The sequence below is a fragment of the Arthrobacter sp. 3Tela_A genome, from assembly GCF_049311025.1.
Classification (GTDB): Bacteria; Actinomycetota; Actinomycetes; order Actinomycetales; family Micrococcaceae; genus Arthrobacter_B.
This window is the reverse complement of the sequence record NZ_JAXIOM010000002.1, coordinates 100515-118245: the sequence shown is the minus strand read 5'-3', so window position 1 is coordinate 118245 and position 17731 is coordinate 100515. Positions and strand designations below refer to the sequence as shown.

13 protein-coding genes are annotated in these 17731 nt (G+C 63.7%); 6 read left to right on the top strand and 7 right to left on the bottom strand.

Annotated elements, in window-relative coordinates; genetic code table 11:
- Nucleotides 1–229: 229 nt before the first annotated feature.
- The 4 genes from polA (at nt 230) to TVC13_RS01555 (ending at nt 6869) form a co-directional block, all read left to right on the top strand.
- Nucleotides 230–2863, top strand: a complete 2634-nt coding sequence (gene polA / locus TVC13_RS01570; RefSeq protein ID WP_422399503.1) for a DNA polymerase I — start codon at nt 230–232, stop codon at nt 2861–2863.
- 22 nt (nt 2864–2885) lie between these two features.
- On the top strand, nt 2886–4196 hold the full coding sequence (locus TVC13_RS01565) for a GNAT family N-acetyltransferase (protein ID WP_422399482.1): 1311 nt from the start codon (nt 2886–2888) through the stop codon (nt 4194–4196).
- 333 nt (nt 4197–4529) lie between these two features.
- Complete coding sequence (rpsA, locus tag TVC13_RS01560) at nt 4530–6002, top strand: 30S ribosomal protein S1 (protein ID WP_091605081.1); 1473 nt, start codon at nt 4530–4532, stop codon at nt 6000–6002.
- Between the two features lie 153 nt (nt 6003–6155).
- Entirely contained in the window at nt 6156–6869 is a 714-nt protein-coding gene (locus TVC13_RS01555; protein WP_422399481.1) for a hypothetical protein, read from the top strand.
- Nucleotides 6870–6904: 35 nt separating this feature from the next.
- Here the strand turns inward: TVC13_RS01555 and TVC13_RS01550 are convergent, their stop codons facing one another.
- The 7 genes from TVC13_RS01550 to TVC13_RS01520 all read right to left on the bottom strand — a co-directional run bounded on the left by TVC13_RS01550 (nt 6905) and on the right by TVC13_RS01520 (nt 14829).
- A complete protein-coding gene (locus TVC13_RS01550) occupies nt 6905–7936 on the bottom strand; it encodes a LacI family DNA-binding transcriptional regulator (protein WP_422399480.1) in 1032 nt (343 codons plus the stop codon).
- Nucleotides 7937–7994: 58 nt separating this feature from the next.
- Nucleotides 7995–9464, bottom strand: a complete 1470-nt coding sequence (locus tag TVC13_RS01545) for a GH1 family beta-glucosidase (protein ID WP_422399479.1) — start codon at nt 9462–9464, stop codon at nt 7995–7997.
- A complete protein-coding gene (locus TVC13_RS01540; protein WP_422399478.1) occupies nt 9464–10378 on the bottom strand; it encodes a carbohydrate ABC transporter permease in 915 nt (304 codons plus the stop codon). The genes TVC13_RS01545 and TVC13_RS01540 overlap by 1 nt, the downstream gene beginning before the upstream one ends.
- Nucleotides 10375–11361, bottom strand: coding sequence for a carbohydrate ABC transporter permease (locus TVC13_RS01535; RefSeq protein ID WP_422399477.1), 987 nt, complete (start codon nt 11359–11361; stop codon nt 10375–10377). Before TVC13_RS01535 ends, TVC13_RS01540 begins: the two co-directional genes overlap by 4 nt.
- A 62-nt stretch (nt 11362–11423) precedes the next feature.
- A complete protein-coding gene (locus tag TVC13_RS01530) occupies nt 11424–12752 on the bottom strand; it encodes an ABC transporter substrate-binding protein (protein WP_422399476.1) in 1329 nt (442 codons plus the stop codon).
- A 245-nt stretch (nt 12753–12997) separates the two neighbouring features.
- The gene (locus TVC13_RS01525) at nt 12998–14158 is read right to left on the bottom strand and encodes a class I SAM-dependent methyltransferase (protein WP_422399475.1); all 1161 of its coding nucleotides are present in this window, start codon (nt 14156–14158) and stop codon (nt 12998–13000) included.
- Nucleotides 14155–14829 carry an IMPACT family protein gene (locus tag TVC13_RS01520; protein ID WP_422399474.1) on the bottom strand — a complete coding sequence of 225 codons (675 nt, stop codon included), beginning with the start codon at nt 14827–14829 and terminating at the stop codon, nt 14155–14157. The genes TVC13_RS01525 and TVC13_RS01520 overlap by 4 nt, the downstream gene beginning before the upstream one ends.
- A 100-nt stretch (nt 14830–14929) precedes the next feature.
- Here TVC13_RS01520 and coaE point away from each other — a divergent pair, with 100 nt between their 5' ends.
- Complete coding sequence (coaE, locus tag TVC13_RS01515) at nt 14930–15553, top strand: dephospho-CoA kinase (RefSeq protein WP_422399473.1); 624 nt, start codon at nt 14930–14932, stop codon at nt 15551–15553.
- A gap of 65 nt (nt 15554–15618) precedes the next feature.
- Nucleotides 15619–17706 (top strand): excinuclease ABC subunit UvrB, encoded by a 2088-nt coding sequence (uvrB, locus tag TVC13_RS01510; protein ID WP_422399472.1) that lies wholly within the window; start codon nt 15619–15621, stop codon nt 17704–17706.
- Nucleotides 17707–17731 lie beyond the last annotated feature (25 nt).

Here is a 17731-nt window from a genome sequence, read left to right as displayed (position 1 = left end):
TGCCAAACTGGCCTCTGTACCTGTCTCTGACCCCCCTGCCGAACCTGCGGATTCCCTGTTGGAGACCGCGGAAACGGAGGCGGACGCTGAGCCGGCGGAAGCCGCCCCGACAGGAAGCCACGCGGCGCCCGTGCCGTCCGGCCTGGCGCCTGCCGCGCCGGCAGAAGCTGCCCTGGGAACACCGAACGCATCCGGCCACAGCCGGCTGCTGGTTATTGACGGCCATTCGATGGCCTTCCGGGCCTTCTATGCCCTGCCGGCAGAGAACTTCTCCACTGACACCGGTCAGCACACCAACGCGGTGTACGGCTTTACGTCCATGCTGATCAACCTGATCAAGAATGAAGAACCCACGCACATCGCGGTGGCCTTTGACCTGGACACCCCTACCTTCCGCACCGAGGAATACTCGGAATACAAGGGCGGCCGCAACAAGACCCCCGAAGAATTCCATGGCCAGATCGACCTGATCATCAAGGTCATGGAAGCCATGAATATTCCCACCATCACGCTGGACGGCTACGAAGCGGACGACATCCTGGCCACCCTTGCGGAGCAGGCAGCCGGCCGGAACTGGGACGTTATGGTGGTCTCCGGTGACCGGGACGCCTTCCAGCTGGTCAATGACCGGGTCACCGTGTTCTACCCGAAAAAGGGCGTCTCCGACCTGCCGCGCATGGATGCCGCTGCCGTGGAGGAGAAGTACCTGGTGCCGCCGGACAAGTACTCCGACCTCGCCGCCCTGGTGGGGGAATCGGCGGACAACCTTCCCGGTGTCCCGGGGGTAGGCCCCAAGACTGCCGCCAAGTGGATCAAGGCCTACGGCGGCCTCGAAGGCATCCTGGAACACCTGGATGAGATCAAGGGCAAGGTCGGCGATTCCCTCCGCGCGAACATCGAGGACGTCAAGCGCAACCGCCGGCTGAACCGGCTCCTTCGCGACCTTGAACTGCCCGTGGATTTGGACGCCATGGCTGCCCGCCGGCCGAACCGCGAGGCCATTGAAGAACTCTTCGACGCCCTGCAGTTCAACGCTCTGCGCAAGCGTCTCTTCGACGTCTACGGAGAAGAGGAAGTCCCCGGAAACCACCCGGAGATACTGCCCCCCGCCCGCAGCACCATCACCGCTGCAGACGGGCTCACGGCATGGTTCAAAGCAACCAACCAGAAACCGGCAGGCCTCCGGCTGGTCACTGAAGGAGCCGGCGAATCACGCGAGGCGACCGGCATCGCCGTCGTCACTGACGATTCGGCGGTCTTCGTTCCGCTCACTGAGCTGGACGCCGAGGCAGAGAAGGTACTGGCGGACTGGCTGGCGGATACCAATGCACCCAAGGTGGTCCACGACTTCAAGGATTCCTACAAGCTGCTCTCCCGGCGCGGGCTCCACCTCGACGGCGAAATAGATGACCCCGCGATTTCCGGGTACCTGATCCAGCCGGACCGGCGGAGCTATGACCTGCCGGACCTGAGCCTGCAGCACCTGAAACTCTCACTTGAAACCGCGGCGGCCTCCGGCAACCAGCTTGAGCTCTCGCTCGACGGCGAGGACACCGCGGCACCGGCCGTTATGGAAGCGTTCGCTGCGCTGCGCCTGAGTGAGCACTTCTCCGGACTGCTGGTCGAACGCGGAGCCAACCAGCTCCTCGGCGGGCTCGAACTGCCGCTGGCTGAGGTGCTGGCTGAGATGGAGCTGGCCGGCATCGCCGTCTCCACCGAAAAGCTGGACCGGCTGCTGGACGAGTTCGGCCGGACCATCGAGCAGGCCAAGACCGAAGCGTTCGAGGTAATCGGCAAGGAAATCAACCTTGGCTCCCCGAAACAGCTGCAGGTGGTGCTCTTCGACGAACTGGGCCTGCCCAAGACCAAGAAGATCAAGACCGGTTATTCCACCGACGCCGACGCGCTGGCGGACCTGATCGTGAAGACCAACGGACACCCGTTCCTTGCACACCTTCTGGCCTACCGGGACGCCTCCAAGCTCCGGCAGACCGTGGAAGGCCTGCGCAAGTCAGTCTCCGACGACGGACGCATCCACACCACGTATGCCCAGACGGTCGCGGCAACCGGCCGCCTGTCCTCCATCAACCCGAACCTGCAGAACATCCCGATCCGTTCCGAGGAAGGCCGCCGGATCCGTGAGGTGTTCGTGGTGGGCGAGGGTTACGAGACCCTGCTGACCGCCGACTACTCCCAGGTGGAAATGCGGATCATGGCGCACCTCTCCGGGGACGAAAGCCTCATCCAGGCGTTCCGGGACGGCGAAGACCTGCACCGGTTCGTCGGCTCGCACATCTTCGGCGTTCCGCCCGAAGAAGTCACCAGCGCCATGCGGTCCAAGGTCAAGGCCATGTCCTACGGCCTCGTGTACGGCCTGAGCTCCTTTGGCCTGTCCAAGCAGCTCTCCATCCCGGTGGATGAAGCACGGACGCTGATGCGCGATTACTTCACCCGGTTCGGGGCCGTGCGTGACTACCTGCGCGGCGTCGTCGAGCAGGCCCGGAAGGACGGCTACACCTCAACCATCGAGGGCCGCCGCCGCTACCTGCCGGACCTGGCCAGCACCAACCGGCAGCTGCGCGAGATGTCTGAGCGCGCAGCGCTGAACGCCCCGATCCAGGGCTCGGCAGCTGACATCATTAAGAAGGCCATGCTCGGCGTGGATGCTGAGCTGAAGAAGCAGGGCCTCAAGACGCGTATGCTTCTGCAGGTCCATGACGAACTCGTCCTGGAAGTCGCGCCCGGCGAACGCGTTGCCGCGGAGAAGCTGGTGCGCGAGCAGATGGCGGGCGCAGCCGACCTTTCCGTACCCCTGGACGTCTCAGTGGGCTGGGGTGCGAGCTGGCACGAGGCAGGGCACTAGCACCAATAACCAGGGGGAACACATGACGGCGGAGACCACACAGACCGCTCTGCGCACGGAACGTTTTGGCGCCGGATTCACCGAAGGTGATCCGCAGCGCCCCGATGAGCGGACCTCGAACTGGCTCGAAGCAGTCAACGTCGGGTTCCATGATCCAAACTGGGACCCGGCGCACCTGGCATCGATCGTCCAGGCGTACGTCGCCGACGGACGGACCCTCACGGGCGTGTACGAGGACGGTGCCCCCGAACATGCCTGGAACCCGAACGCGCCCGTCGCCACGTACGCCACGATGTCCCATGACCTGAACGCGGGCGCAGGACTGCTTCCGGCGCACCAGATCACCTCGGTCACGGTGCGTCCCACCCACCGCCGGCGGCGCATCCTCACGAACATGATGACGGAGGATCTTCGCAGCGCGAAGCAGGGCGGCTTCGCCGTAGCCGCCCTGTTCGCCTCCGAGGCTGTCATCTACGGGCGGTTTGGGTTCGGTGCTGCCACGGCGGAGGCCATGGTGGAACTGGACGTCCGCGGCCGGCTGGAGATGCGGACGGCGCCGTCGGGCACCACTGTCCTGGCTGATCTGGCCAGGATGGAGAAGCTCGCCCCCCAGGTCTTCGCCCGGCATTTGGAGGGAACGCGAGGGGCGCTCGGCCGGCAGGTCGGGTACGCCAAGCGGGCGGCCGGATTGTGGGGAGACGTCCCCGAGAAGCAGAAGGAAGTGCGCGCCGCGGTCCATTACGACGCCGCCGGCACCCCGGACGGGTACGTCACCTACCGGTTCCTGCCGTGGGAAACCGAACCCCACACCCTGAAGGTGCTGGACCTGGTAGCCGTAGATGACACTGCCCGGCTGGAGCTGTGGCGCTACCTCGGCTCCATCGATCTGGTCGAGAAGATCACCGCGTCCGCCCCGGTTGTTGATCCGCTTCCCTGGGCGCTGGCAGACCGCCGCCGGTACCGCATCACCGGCGTCGAGGATGCCTTGTGGCTCCGTGCCCTGGACCCGGCAGCGATGCTCCGTGCCCGAGGGTTCGAGGCCGACGGAGAACTGGTACTCGATATCGCTGATCCGCTCGGTCTAGCCCAGGGGCGGTGGCTGCTCCAGGTCAGCGGTTCAGCAGCCGTGGTCACCGAACTGGGAAACGAGCTGCCCCAGGATGTGCCTGTACTGGAAGCGGACGCCGCCGCCTTCGCATCCCTCTACCTGGGCGGTGCGGCGGCTTCGGTGCTGGCCTCCGCCGGCGGGATCCGGGGGAGCGCGGAAGCCGTCCGCGCCCTTGGCCGGCTCTTTGACGTGGCCCGCCCGCCGTACTGCAGCACGCACTTCTAGCAGTTTGGAGGCTCCAGCGGTTTTGGGGCCGGGAATTACGGGCGGCCTGTGCCTGTTAGCAGGAACAAGGATGAAGGACTACTGGATTCCCCGTACGGCTTTGACCTGACTTGGAGCCTCCGGCTAGACTGAACAGGCGCGTCACGCGTGCTGGTTCGGTCCTCAAAATTTCTGGAGGCCGCCTCCAAGCGCAGGTCGGGCACAACATTATTAACATTCTGTCCATCTCCGGACAACCAAGCACCGTCTTGAACCTGAGTCTTTTGGGTTGCATGCGAGCCGGTGGGAGTGCATCCGGAATTACTACAACTTCCACATCGGAGTCCCAACTACATGACCATCACCACCACCGAGAAGTCCGGTACCCCGCAGGTCGCCATCAACGACATCGGATCTGCCGAGGACTTCCTCGCCGCCATTGACGCAACGATCAAGTACTTCAACGACGGCGATCTCGTCGAAGGTACCGTCGTCAAGGTTGACCGCGACGAGGTTCTGCTCGACATCGGTTACAAGACCGAGGGTGTCATTCCTTCCCGTGAGCTTTCCATCAAGCACGACGTCGATCCCGGGGACGTTGTCTCCGTGGGCGACCAGGTCGAAGCTTTGGTCCTCACCAAGGAAGACAAAGAAGGCCGTCTGATCCTCTCCAAGAAGCGCGCACAGTACGAGCGTGCCTGGGGCGACATCGAGAAGGTCAAGGAAGAAGACGGCGTCGTTACCGGTACCGTCATCGAGGTTGTCAAGGGTGGTCTTATCCTCGACATCGGGCTGCGCGGCTTCCTGCCCGCATCCCTCGTGGAGATGCGTCGCGTCCGCGACCTGGCTCCGTACATCGGCCAGCAGATCGAAGCCAAGATCATCGAGCTGGACAAGAACCGCAACAACGTGGTCCTGTCCCGCCGTGCATGGCTCGAGCAGACTCAGTCCGAGGTCCGTTCCACCTTCCTCAACAAGCTGGAAAAGGGCCAGGTTCGTCCGGGCGTTGTTTCCTCCATCGTCAACTTCGGTGCATTCGTGGACCTTGGCGGCGTAGACGGTCTCGTCCACGTTTCCGAGCTGTCCTGGAAGCACATCGACCACCCCTCCGAGGTCGTTGAAGTTGGCCAGGAAGTCACCGTTGAGGTTCTGGAAGTTGACCTCGACCGCGAGCGTGTCTCCCTGTCGCTGAAGGCTACGCAGGAAGATCCGTGGCAGACCTTCGCCCGCACCCACGCCCTGGGCCAGGTTGTGCCGGGCAAGGTCACCAAGCTGGTTCCGTTCGGTGCGTTCGTTCGCGTCGAAGACGGCATCGAGGGCCTGGTCCACATCTCCGAGCTGGCTGTCCGCCACGTAGAACTGGCAGAGCAGGTTGTCTCCGTTGGTGATGAACTGTTCGTCAAGGTCATCGACATCGACCTCGAGCGCCGCCGCATCTCCCTGTCGCTGAAGCAGGCGAACGAGGGCGTCGACCCCGAAGGCACCGAGTTCGATCCGGCTCTGTACGGCATGGCCGCAGAGTACGACGAAGCCGGCAACTACAAGTACCCCGAAGGCTTCGACCCCGAGTCGAACGAATGGCTCGAGGGCTACGAGACCCAGCGCGCCGCTTGGGAGCAGCAGTACGCTGACGCCCAGGCCCGCTGGGAAGCTCACAAGAAGCAGGTTGCCCAGCACAACTCCGAGGACGTTGCTGCTGCATCGGACTCCGCTGAGTCCAGCTCCACCAGCTACTCCTCCGAGCCTGCTGCATCCGAGTCCGCTGCCGGTACCCTGGCATCCGACGAGGCACTTGCTGCACTGCGCGAGAAGCTGACCGGCAACTAAGTTCCGTTGCTAAGGCGCTAGCTGCCTAAAAGGCGGGTTCCCACTTCGGTGGGGACCCGCCTTTTGCTATGTCACAAGCGTTCATCCGCTGTTGGTAGGCTGGGTGGCGCCGTCATTGGCTACAGGCAGACACGTGACTCCGGGGGGACAGATATGCAGGCCAGGGAACCGTTTTCAGGCAGCAGCCATGAACTTCAGGAGCAGATCCGCCGGCGGACACAGGCATTCGCCCGGCATCTGCCTCCGAGCCAGGCCGCCAACCTCATCAACGGGGTCGCGGAGGAGGAGCGCGAAGCTGAATCCTGGGAGGTGCTCAAGGCTGCTGAAGACCGCGTGAGAGACCTGCATGCCAGGTTCCCGGACTACTTTGAGGCTGCAGAAGCGGTGAAACAATCCGAGGCAGAATCTGACCTTGGCCGGTTCCGCGGCTGGCGCCGGGAGCAGCTGAGGCTGGCCCGGGAAGCTGATACTTTCGCTGCTTCCAACGCCGGCCGCATCCGCAACGCCGGGGGAACCCTGCTGGCAGCTGTCATTGCGGCCAAGCCGTTCGGCCTCATTTCCGGAGACGTGTTTTTCTGGGGTGCAGCACTGGCAGCAGGACTAATGGTCCTTGGCAGTCAGCTGATCAAGAAGCGCCGCAGCCCGTTGTGGAAGGGCGTCTTCATCGATCCGAAGTTCGCAGCGCACTCCGTCTGGCGCTGTGCTTCCCAAGCTGCGGCTGCGGCACAGATACGCGAACGGGAACCCGACGCAGCCCAGTGGGAGGACGCCCTGCAGATCCTGGAGTCGCGCTGGGACCGGCGGAACCGCCGCAGTACGCTCTGGGCCGAGGAAGACTACACCGGCATCCGCTACACCACGGCCTGAGCCGGGCCGGGCGCTGCCGGAACCCGGGAGCCGGCCTAGGCCGACTCCCGCACTACCAGCGAGGTCGGCAGCCGGCAGACCCGCTCCGCTGCCCGGCCCTCAATGAGCTCAACAAGCATCCGTGCCATCTTCTCGCCCAGCTCGGCTATCGGGTGGTGGACAGTGGTCAGCGCGGGGGAGACCCGGGTGGCGAACTGGTCGTCGTCGAAACCCACGAGGGCGATGTCTTCCGGGATCCGCAGCCCGTGTTCCCGGATGACCGCGTGGGCACCCGCCGCCATCTGGTCATTGGCTGCGAAGAGCCCGTCTATGGGCTTTCCCCGGGCGAGCAGCCGCTGCATCGCCGCCGCACCCGAGGCAACGGTAAAGTCGCCGTACTCCACCAGCGCATCGCTGAGTCCCGCCTGGTGCAGACCGCCGCGCCAGCCGGCGAGGCGGTCCACTCCAGGCGGCATGTCCTGCGGGCCGGCAATCGTGGCAATGTGATGCCGTCCGGTCGAGATGAGGCGCTGGACGGCAGCCAGGGCGCCTTCTTCGTTATCAACCTCGACGTAATAGCTGTCCGCAGCATTCAGCAGCGGCCGTCCTGCGAAGACAATGGGCAGGGCATCGCTGAGATGTTCCCAGGAATGGTCGCCGCTGTGGTGGGAGACCACCAGCACGCCGTCCACGTTCCCGCCCATCAGGTAGCGCTGCGTCTTACCCGGATTCGCCTCCGAAGAGGTAACCATGTTGAGCATGTAGTCCGTGGAGTTCAGGTATTTCGCGACCCCTTCCACCACCGTGGCGAAGAAGGGGTCGGCGAACACCTTGGACGTGGACTCTGGAACCAGCAGCGTAATGGTGTACGTCCGCCGGCTCGCCAGGGTCCGCGCAGCCCGGTTCGGTACATAGTTCAGCGTCCGGACGGCCTGTTCCACGCTGTGAACGAGTTCAGGTGCCACGGACGTGGAGCCGTTGACCACACGCGAGACGGTGGCCCGGGAAACTCCTGCCAGCGCAGCCACCATTTCCAAGGTGGGCGCAGGCCGCACCTGGCCCGTGTCAGTGCCCAATGGGATCTCCATTTCCTGGTGTCCTCTGCCGTTGTCCGATGCCAAGCTCAGCTATCAATCCTAGTTACCCTTAGCCCACACCGGCCGCTGCGGGGGAGCCGTCGTAAGCCCCGGGCCCGTTTGCCTGCCGGACCTCTGCAGCGAACCTGCTGTAGGCCAGCCCGCTGTCCTTAATGATGCGTTCCTGGGTCTGGTAGTCCACGTGGATGATCCCAAAGCGCTTGTCATATCCCCAGGACCATTCGAAGTTGTCCAGCAGCGACCAGACAAAGTAACCCCGGACGTCGGCCCCTTCAGCGATGGCTTCGCCGACGGCGCTGACGTGGTCCATGATGAAGCTGGTGCGTTCGGTGTCCTGGACCGCACCGTCTTCCGTCACTTCGTCGTCGTAGGCTGCGCCGTTCTCCGTAATGTACAGCGGCGGCAGTTGCGGGTATTCCCTGCCCAGGCGGACCAGGAGCTTCCGAAGGCCATCAGGGTTCACTTCCCAGTTCATTCCGGTCCGCGGCAGCCCGCGGGATGGGAACGTAATGTGTTCGGCTCCAACCCAGGGCGACGCCTTCGGCAGGACGCCGCCACCGCCGTGCCCATCCTCTCCTGTTGTGTCCGGGTGTCCGCTGATTTGGTCATCGTGGTAGTGATTGACGCCGAGGAAATCGATGGGTGTGCCGATGAGCTCCATATCGCCGGGGAAAATCAGGTCGTGCAGACCGTAGGGCTCCAGATCCCGCAGTGAATCCTCCGGATAGGCGCCGCGCAGGATCGGATCCAGGAAGATCCTGTTCTGCAGCGAGTCGAAGAGGCGTGCCGCCTCGAGGTCCACCGGATCCGTCGGATCCTTCGGAATGGAGTTGCTCAGGTTCAGCGTGATGCCGATCTGCTCGGCACCCAGGTTCCGCAGTTCAGTGACTGCCATGCCGTGGGCAAGGTGCTGGTGGTGCACTGCCGCGATTGCTGCACGCGGTTCCTGCCGGCCCGGCGCATGGACTCCTGAGCCGTACCCCAGCAGGGATGAGCAGAAGGGCTCGTTAAAGGTGGTCCAGTGCCGAACCCGGTCACCCAGTGCGGCGTAGACATCCTGTGCGTACTCCACAAAACGGCACGCAGTGTCGCGGTTGGTCCAGCCGCCCTTCTCCTCGAGCCCCTGGGGAAGGTCCCAGTGGTAGAGCGTGAGCCAGGGGAGGATTCCTGCTTCAAGCAGCTCATCCACCAGCCGGGAGTAGAAATCCAGGCCCTTGGGATTCGTTGCCCCGCCGCCGGGCCGCACCCGTGCCCAGCTGGTGGAGAAACGGTAGGAGTCCAGGCCGAGTTGCTTCATCAGGGCAACGTCCTGCGGCATCCGGTGGTAATGGTCCACCGCCACGGCTGGGGTGTCTCCGTTGAGGACGTTCCCGGGTACGGCCGCGAAGGCATCCCAGACCGAATCCTCTTTGCCGTCTTCCCTGGCCGCTCCTTCTACCTGGGCGGCAGCAGTTGCTGATCCCCAGATAAAACCGGGCGGGAAATTGCGGTGCTTCCGCGTAGAGGTGTTGTTCGTCATTAGCCCTTCACTGCTCCCTGCATAATTCCGGAAATAAGTTGTTTGCCTGCTGCCACGAAAAGAATCAGCAGCGGAACGGTCGCCAGCACGGCACCGGTCAGCACAATTGAATAATCGACATAGCGGGCCGACTGGAGCTGGCTCAATGCCACCTGCAGAGTGGGGTTGTCTGCCAGCACGAGCATGGGCCACATAAAGTCGGTCCACGCTGTCATAAATGTGAACAGACCCAGGATGGCCATGGCGGGCCGCGCCGCCGGCAGCGCCACATGCCGGAACGTTCCAAGCATGCTGGCCCCGTCCATCCGGGCGGATTCGATGAGTTCGTCGGGAATGACATCCACCAGGTACTGGCGCATAAAGAACACACCGAAGGCGGTAACAAGCCCGGGCACGATCACCGCACCAAGTTCACCGGTCCAGCCGAGTTTCTGCATCACCATAAACAGCGGGATGATGCCCAGCTGCGTGGGAATGGCCATGGTGGCAATCACCGCCACCATAAGGACCCCGCGGCCCCTGAACCTGAGCTTCGCAAACGCGTAGCCTGCCAGCGTCGAGAAGATCACCACGGAGACGGTTATCGTGCCGGAGATGATCACGCTGTTGGCAAGCGCCTGCCAGAACGGCACGGTGTTTACGACCTCGGAGACGTTGCTCCAGAACCGCCCGCCGGGCAGGAGGGGAGGCCATTCCTGTCCGAGCGCGGGATTCCCGTTGCTGCCGATAATAACGGACCACCAAAGGGGATACGCGGAGCAGAACAGGAAGACCAGGAGGATCCCGTAGGTCAGGAAGCCCGGACGCCGGCCGCTCCCGAAAGACTGCCCCTGGCGCCGTTTGCGGATCGGTTTCCCGGCCCCTGACCCGGTCCCGGTTCCCGGGACTGCCCGGGCTCGCTGCAGGACGCTCATGACTTTCTCCTTGAAACTCGCGGCCGCTGGGAATCCCCGGTGGCGATCCGCTTGGAAATGAGGAAGTTGACCAGGCCCACCAGCACGATAATCAGGAACAGCAGCCAGGCCACGGCGGAGGCCTTGCCGAAGTTCTGCCGCTGGAAGCCCATGTCCCACAGGAACAGCACAGTCGTCTGGAACTGGCCCTGGATCCCTCCGGCATTGACCGGATCAAAGAGCTTTGGCTCGGCGAAGATCTGCAGTCCGCCGATGGTGGCGGTGATGATCACGAAGATCATGGTGGGACGGATACTCGGGAGCGTGATGCTGAAGAACCGCCGGAAAGCGCCGGCACCGTCGATCGCTGCCGATTCGTACAGGTCGCGGGGGACGGCCTGCATGGCCGCCAGCAGGATCAGGGCGTTGTAGCCTGTCCACCGCCAGTTGACCATGGTGGCGATCGCAATATGGCTGGGGAGTGTGCCTGTCTGCCACATGATCGGGTCAACCCCGAAGTTGCCGAGCAGGTTGTTCAGCAGTCCGTTGTTCTCGGCAAACATCTTGGAGAAGATCAGTGCCACCGCCACGGGCGTTACAACGTAGGGCAGGAGCACCGACATCCGCCAGAAAGTCTTGGCCCGCAGATGCTGATCCAGGATAGCGGCCAGGAAAACGGCTACTACCAGCTGGGGGATCGCAGAGAGCAGGAAGATCGAAAAGGTGTTGAAGAGCGAACCCCAGAATCGGGTGTCGCCCAGCACACTGGCGAAGTTCTGCAGCCCGATAAAGTCGCCCTGTCCCTTGAGCAGGTGCCATTCATGCAGTGACACCCAGAACGTATACACCAGCGGGAACAAACCGGTAATGCCGAAGAGGATAAAGAACGGTGAAATGTAGAGGTAAGGGGACGCCTTCATATCCCATTTGGAAAGGCGCTGGCGGAACGTTGTCCGCGGCTTAACCGGTTGCTTTTGGACAGGCCGGTTCAGTGTAGCGGTCATGGCAGACTCCCGTGCTCCGGGCGGGGGGGCCCCCCCCCAGGGCCCCCCCGCGTGCGGTGCTGCTAGTTGTTGATGACCAGGTCGTTGAGGAGCTTCAGTGCTTTCTCCCATGCCTGGTCCGCATTCGCGGTACCTGTCTCCAGGTCATCGATGGCCGGGCCAAAGACCTTTTCCTGGATAACTGAATCATCCGGACCCTTGAACTGCGCCTCTACGCCTTCGGCGCGCGAGGCCAGGATCGCTCCGGTGGGAGCATCGTTGAACCACTCATTCGGAGTTGCATCGGAGGCAAGCTGTTCCTGCGCCTGGAGGGTGCTGGGGAAGTTGCCGGCCGCTGCGGACTGCTTGATCTGCTGTTCCGGGTCCGTTAGCCAGGCAGCGAGCTTGGCAGCTTCCTCCTTGTGGTCCGAGGTTTCCGGTACCGAGAGGAAGGCGCCGCCCCAGTTTGAGGCACCGCCGGGGAACACGTCTGCGAAGTCCCAGCCGCTGTCAGTGGAGCCGCCTGCGGTTTCAATACCGCCCTGGATGTTTCCGAGCATCCAGCCGGGGCAGACCATGGTGGCGAAAGTGCCGTCCAGGAAGGACTGGCCGTTGTTCCACTTCCACTCTTCCTGGTTCGCGGACAGTCCGTCGTCAATGGAACCGGAGAGCATCTTGAAGTTTGCGATCATCGCATCGTTGCCCTCGATGTTCAGCTCGCCGTCCTTCGTGTAGTAACCCTCCTCCATCTGGTTCACCATGGAGTTCCATACGAAGCCGGCCTGGTCGAACCAGGCTTTCCCGCTGGCGTCCTTGTACTGGTTTCCGACTTCGAAGTACTTCTCCCACGTGGCGTCTTCCCCGCCCAGGAGTTCAGCGACGGCTTCGCGGTCGCTCGGCAGGCCGGCAGCTTCGAAGAGGTCTCCGTTGTAGCAGATGCCCTGCGGTCCGATGTCTGTGCCGTAGCCGATGACGCGGCCGTCGGGGTCGGTGCCCTGCTTGTACTTCCAATCGACCCAGTTGTCCTTAAGGTCCTCTGCACCGTATTCGTTCAGGTCCACGAACTTGTCCGAAACCTCCATGATGGCGCCTAGCCAGCCCTCTTCAATGGCCACCACGTCGCTGACGCCTGAACCTGCGGCAAGCTTCGTGAAGAGGTCAGTCCGTGCGTTTCCGCCGGTGTCAATGTTGTTGGGCTTGATGGTGATGCCGGGGTTGGCCTCTTCGTATTCCGCGTACAGATCGTCGTAGCCGAAGGTTCCGAACGTGGTGACGGAGAGTTCAATCGGGTTTTCCTCCGAGGCGGGCTCGCCGCTGTTGCTGCTGCCTCCGCCGCAGCCGGCGGCGAGCAGTGCGACTGCCGCAGCACCCGCCACGACAGCTGCTGAATTTCGGAACTTTTTCACGGTCACTCCTTTGTGTGTGTCTTGCCGGTTGATATCCCGGGGGAGGACCGTGCCGAATGGAAACTGGGCTTGTCCTGGGACGGGACGCTAACTGTGGATCCTGTATCCAGAGAGCCCGTTGCGGTTCGAAACTCCCGAACCGCTCCAGAGAGCGCTCTCTGATCTTGCTGAGAGCCTAGATGTGACGGGGCACACTGTCAAGAGAGCGCTCTCTGCGTTTCTCCGAGCGCTTGGTGGAGGGAGTGGAAACCTTAGCGTCGCGTGGTTACCGTGACGGTGAATCGGGGGTTACGGCCGACCTGCCTGGTGGGGCCCACCAGGCGGTTTAGGGCTGGTTTGTAGGCCAGATGCGAATTCCATACCGTCCAGAGCTCCCCTCCCGGACGCAGCACACGGGCCGCATCGGCAAAGAGCTTGAACGCAATACCGGTGTGGATGCTGGCACCAATATGGAAGGGGGGATTCAGCACCACCAAGTCCTGGGAGGCATCCGGAAGCCAGCTCAGGGCATCGGCGCGCCGCACCACGGCGCGGTCTGCCACACCATTGGCGGCCAGTGTCAGGCCGGTTGAAGCAACGGCCGCCTCGGACTGGTCGGACGCGAGGACCCTGAGGACAGGCCGGGACAGTGCCAGGTATGCAGCGATCGCCCCGTTGCCGCAGCCGAGGTCCACCGCTTCGTCGGAGGCACGCGCCTGGGCCAGGAAGGGCAGCAGGAACCGGGTGCCGGGATCTAGCGACGCTCCGCCGAAGGCTGCGCCGCGGGCCCTCAGCTGCAGCGGCACTGGCAGGCCGACGTCGTACGCTGCCTCCAGCGGAAAGCGCTGCAGCGGAAGGCTGTCCTCCGGCAGCGGACTGCCGACGGTCAGGACTCGGGATTTTTGCCGGGCCAGCCCTGCCGTGACTGATCCGAAGTACCGGCCCAGCACCTCGTTCATGGCTGTGGTCATGTGCTTGATGCGGCCGCCGGCGTAAATCCGGACGTCCGGGGAAGCGTGGACGGCGACCAGCCGGGCAATTTCTTCCAGTGCATCCAGCGAACGCGGCAGCCGCAGCAGGACAAGCCGTGCACCGCTCACCAGTTCCGGGGAGAGGCCGCAGTGGGTGTAGGCGCCGGCCAGATCCAGCCGTTCCGCGTTGCGGTCCAGTGCCAGTTGGCCGGACAACGGATCCTGCTGCACCCGGATTCCGTGCACCGAATGAAGTGCAGCGGCCCCCAGCGTGAGGGCACCGTAGGAGTCTCCAATGACCGCGACTGCTCCGGCGTCCTCGCCGGCAGCTTCCGCGAGATCGCCGGAGGCCGTATCCAGCAGGAGTCTGTCTGCGGCATCGAACGCCTGCAGGTTCTCCGCTTCGACATCAGGGGCGCGCCCGAGCAGGGAAAAATCAAAGGCAGGGGCGTCAGTGCTCACAGGTCAATCCATTCAGTGGCAAGGAGTTCGGCCGAAGTGTCTCCGGCAGTAAGGGAGGCCAGGTGCTCCTGGAAGTTCGCTGTGCTGCCGGGAACATCCGGCAGGGCTACGGTAATCACGGCTCCGCCTGCGCCGTACTCGGTGCCGCGCACGGTGTAACCGGCGCTGCGCAGGTCGTTCTCGAGCCGTCCGGCACCGGCATGGCTGGCCGGAACGGCGTACAGCTGCATTCGGCGCCGGCGCAGCAGCGGAGCGGTGCTCAGTGCCGAGGAGACGGATTCCGAATAGGCGCGCACCAGGCCGCCGGCGCCGAGCAGGATTCCGCCAAAGTAGCGGACCGTGACTGCGGTGATGTCGCTGAGGTCCGCGGCGCCGTCGAACGTTTCCCGCTTGGTGAGAGCTTCGAGCATGGGAATCCCGGCAGTGCCGGAGGGCTCTCCATCGTCACTTGAACGCTGGACTTCCCGTTCCGGGCCCAGGACGAAGGCACTGCAGTGGTGCCGGGCGTCGTGGAATTCGCGGCGCAGTTCGGCGATAAGCCCGCGGGCCTCATCCTCGGTTTCGGATCGCCGCAGCACGGTGATGAACCGCGAGCGCTTGATTTCGAGTTCAGTGCGGTGGTCCCCGGCGATGGTCGTGTAGCGTCCCGACGCTGCCTGGATTTCACTCACCCTGCCAGTCTAGTTGCCGCGGAATCCCGTACCCGACGCCGCTGCGCACCTGTGGGCGTAAAACACGTGCACGGGATTCCGGGAAGGTAGGGTGGTGGCCATGCTGAAGGTAGGTCTCACCGGCGGAATTGCAGCCGGAAAGTCTCTTGTGGCCCGCACCCTGGTGGAATGCGGCGCCTCGCTGATTGACGCCGATGCCCTGGCCCGTGAGGTGGTGGAACCCGGCACCGGCGGGCTGGCCGCCGTCGTCGACGCGTTCGGACCCCAGGTGCTTGCTGCGGACGGGACCCTGGACCGCCCGGCCCTGGCTGCAATCGTGTTCGGGAGTGAGGAGAAGCGCAACTCGCTGAATTCGATCATCCATCCGCTGGTCCGGGCCCGGGCAGCAGAGCTTGCCGCCGAGGTTCCCGAAGACGGCATCCTGGTCCAGGACATCCCGCTGCTGGTGGAAACCGGGCAGGCCGGGAACTTCGATTTTGTGCTGGTGGTGGAGGCTCCCGTCGAGGAGCGCCTGGCGCGCATGGTGCGGGACCGGGGGATGGATCCGGCAGCCGCCCAGGCCCGGATAGACGCCCAGGCAACGGCCGCCGAACGTGCCGCAGTGGCCGACACAGTGCTCGAGAACACGGGTACCCCGGATGAACTTGTCGAAGCAGTGCGGGAGCTTTGGAATTCCCGTCTGGTGCCGCTGAACCAGGAACGGCTGCGTGCGGCAGGAGGATAGGCGCAGCCGTTATGCCGTCAGCAATACGGACAGCACCTGACCGCGAGCCGGAGTAGCGTTGAACCATGAGTCTTGCGCAGGACATCAAACGTGTTGTTGCCCCTTTTGAAGTAGTCAGCGAATACTCGCCCGCCGGTGACCAGCCGACGGCCATCAAGGAACTCGCCGAGCGCATCAACGCCGGCGAGAAGGACGTTGTCCTGATGGGTGCCACCGGTACCGGTAAGAGCGCCACCACCGCCTGGCTGGTGGAGCAGGTGCAGCGGCCCACGCTGGTGATGGTGCAGAACAAAACCCTGGCTGCCCAGCTGGCGAACGAGTTCCGTGAGCTGCTGCCGAACAACGCCGTCGAGTATTTTGTCTCGTACTACGACTACTACCAGCCCGAAGCCTACGTTCCGCAGACGGACACCTTCATCGAGAAGGACTCCTCCATCAACGAGGAAGTGGAGCGGCTGCGGCACTCCGCTACGAACGCCCTGCTCACCCGGCGGGACGTCATCGTCGTCGCCACGGTGTCCTGCATCTACGGCCTGGGCACCCCTGAAGAGTACATCCAGGGCATGGTGACGCTGCGCCGCGGGATGGAAATGAACCGCGACGACCTGCTGCGCAAATTCGTCTCGATGCAGTACGTCCGCAATGACATGGACTTCCACCGCGGCACCTTCCGGGTCCGGGGTGACACCGTGGAGATCATTCCGATGTACGAGGAACAGGCCATCAGGATCGAGTTCTTCGGCGACGAGATCGAGAGCATCCAGACCCTGCACCCGCTCACCGGCGACCTGATCCGTGACGAGCAGGAGATGTACGTCTTCCCGGCGTCGCACTACGTGGCCGGTCCGGAGCGCATGAACCGCGCCATCAAGGGCATTGAGGATGAGCTGCGCGAGCGGCTGGCTGAGCTCGAAGGGCAGAACAAGCTGCTCGAAGCGCAGCGGCTGCGCATGCGCACCACCTATGACCTGGAAATGATGCAGCAGATGGGCTTCTGCAACGGCATCGAGAACTACTCACGCTGGATCGACGGCCGCGGGCCAGGCACCGCACCGCACTGCCTGCTTGATTACTTCCCGGATGATTTCCTGCTGGTGGTGGACGAATCACACGTCACCATTCCGCAGATCGGCGCCATGTATGAAGGTGACATGTCCCGCAAGCGGACCCTGGTCGAACACGGGTTCCGGCTTCCCTCGGCCATGGACAACCGCCCGCTGAAGTGGGATGAATTCCTCGAGCGGATCGGCCAGACGGTCTACCTCTCCGCGACCCCGGGCAAGTACGAGCTCGGCAAGGCCGACGGCGTGGTAGAGCAGATCATCCGTCCCACCGGCCTGGTGGATCCCGAAGTGGTGGTCAAGCCCAGCAAGGGCCAGATCGACGACCTGCTGGCAGAGATCCGCACCCGCACCGAGAAGGACGAGCGCGTACTGGTCACCACGCTTACCAAGCGCATGGCCGAAGACCTGACCGGGTATCTGCTGGAGAACGGCGTAAAGGTCGAGTATCTGCACTCCGACGTCGATACCCTGCGCCGCGTTGAACTGCTCCGCGAGCTTCGAATGGGCACCTTCGATGTGCTGGTTGGCATCAACCTGCTCCGTGAAGGCCTGGACCTTCCGGAGGTCTCACTGGTGTCAATCCTCGACGCCGACAAGGAAGGTTTCCTGCGCAGCTCCACGTCTCTGATCCAGACCATCGGCCGCGCCGCGCGTAACGTCTCCGGCCAGGTGCACATGTACGCGGACCGGATCACTGACTCCATGGCCCATGCCATTGACGAGACCAACCGCCGGCGTGCGATCCAGGTGGCCTACAACAAGGAACGCGGCGTTGACCCGCAGCCGCTGCGCAAGCGGATCGCGGACATTACCGATTCCCTGGCCCGCGAAGACGCAGACACGAAGGCACTGCTTGAGGAAGCCGCGAAGAAGAAGACCAAGGGCAAAGGCAAGGGCGCGAAGACCATCCGGAAGGATGGACTGGCTGCTGCGCCCGCGGAGGACCTTACCGGGCTGATCGAGTCGATGACCGAACAGATGCACGCTGCGGCAGCAGAGCTGCAGTTCGAACTCGCGGCCAGGCTGCGCGACGAGGTTGGGGATCTGAAAAAGGAACTGCGGCAAATGCAGAACGCCGGGCACGCTTAGGCACGCCGTGGGGTAGACTGCTTGG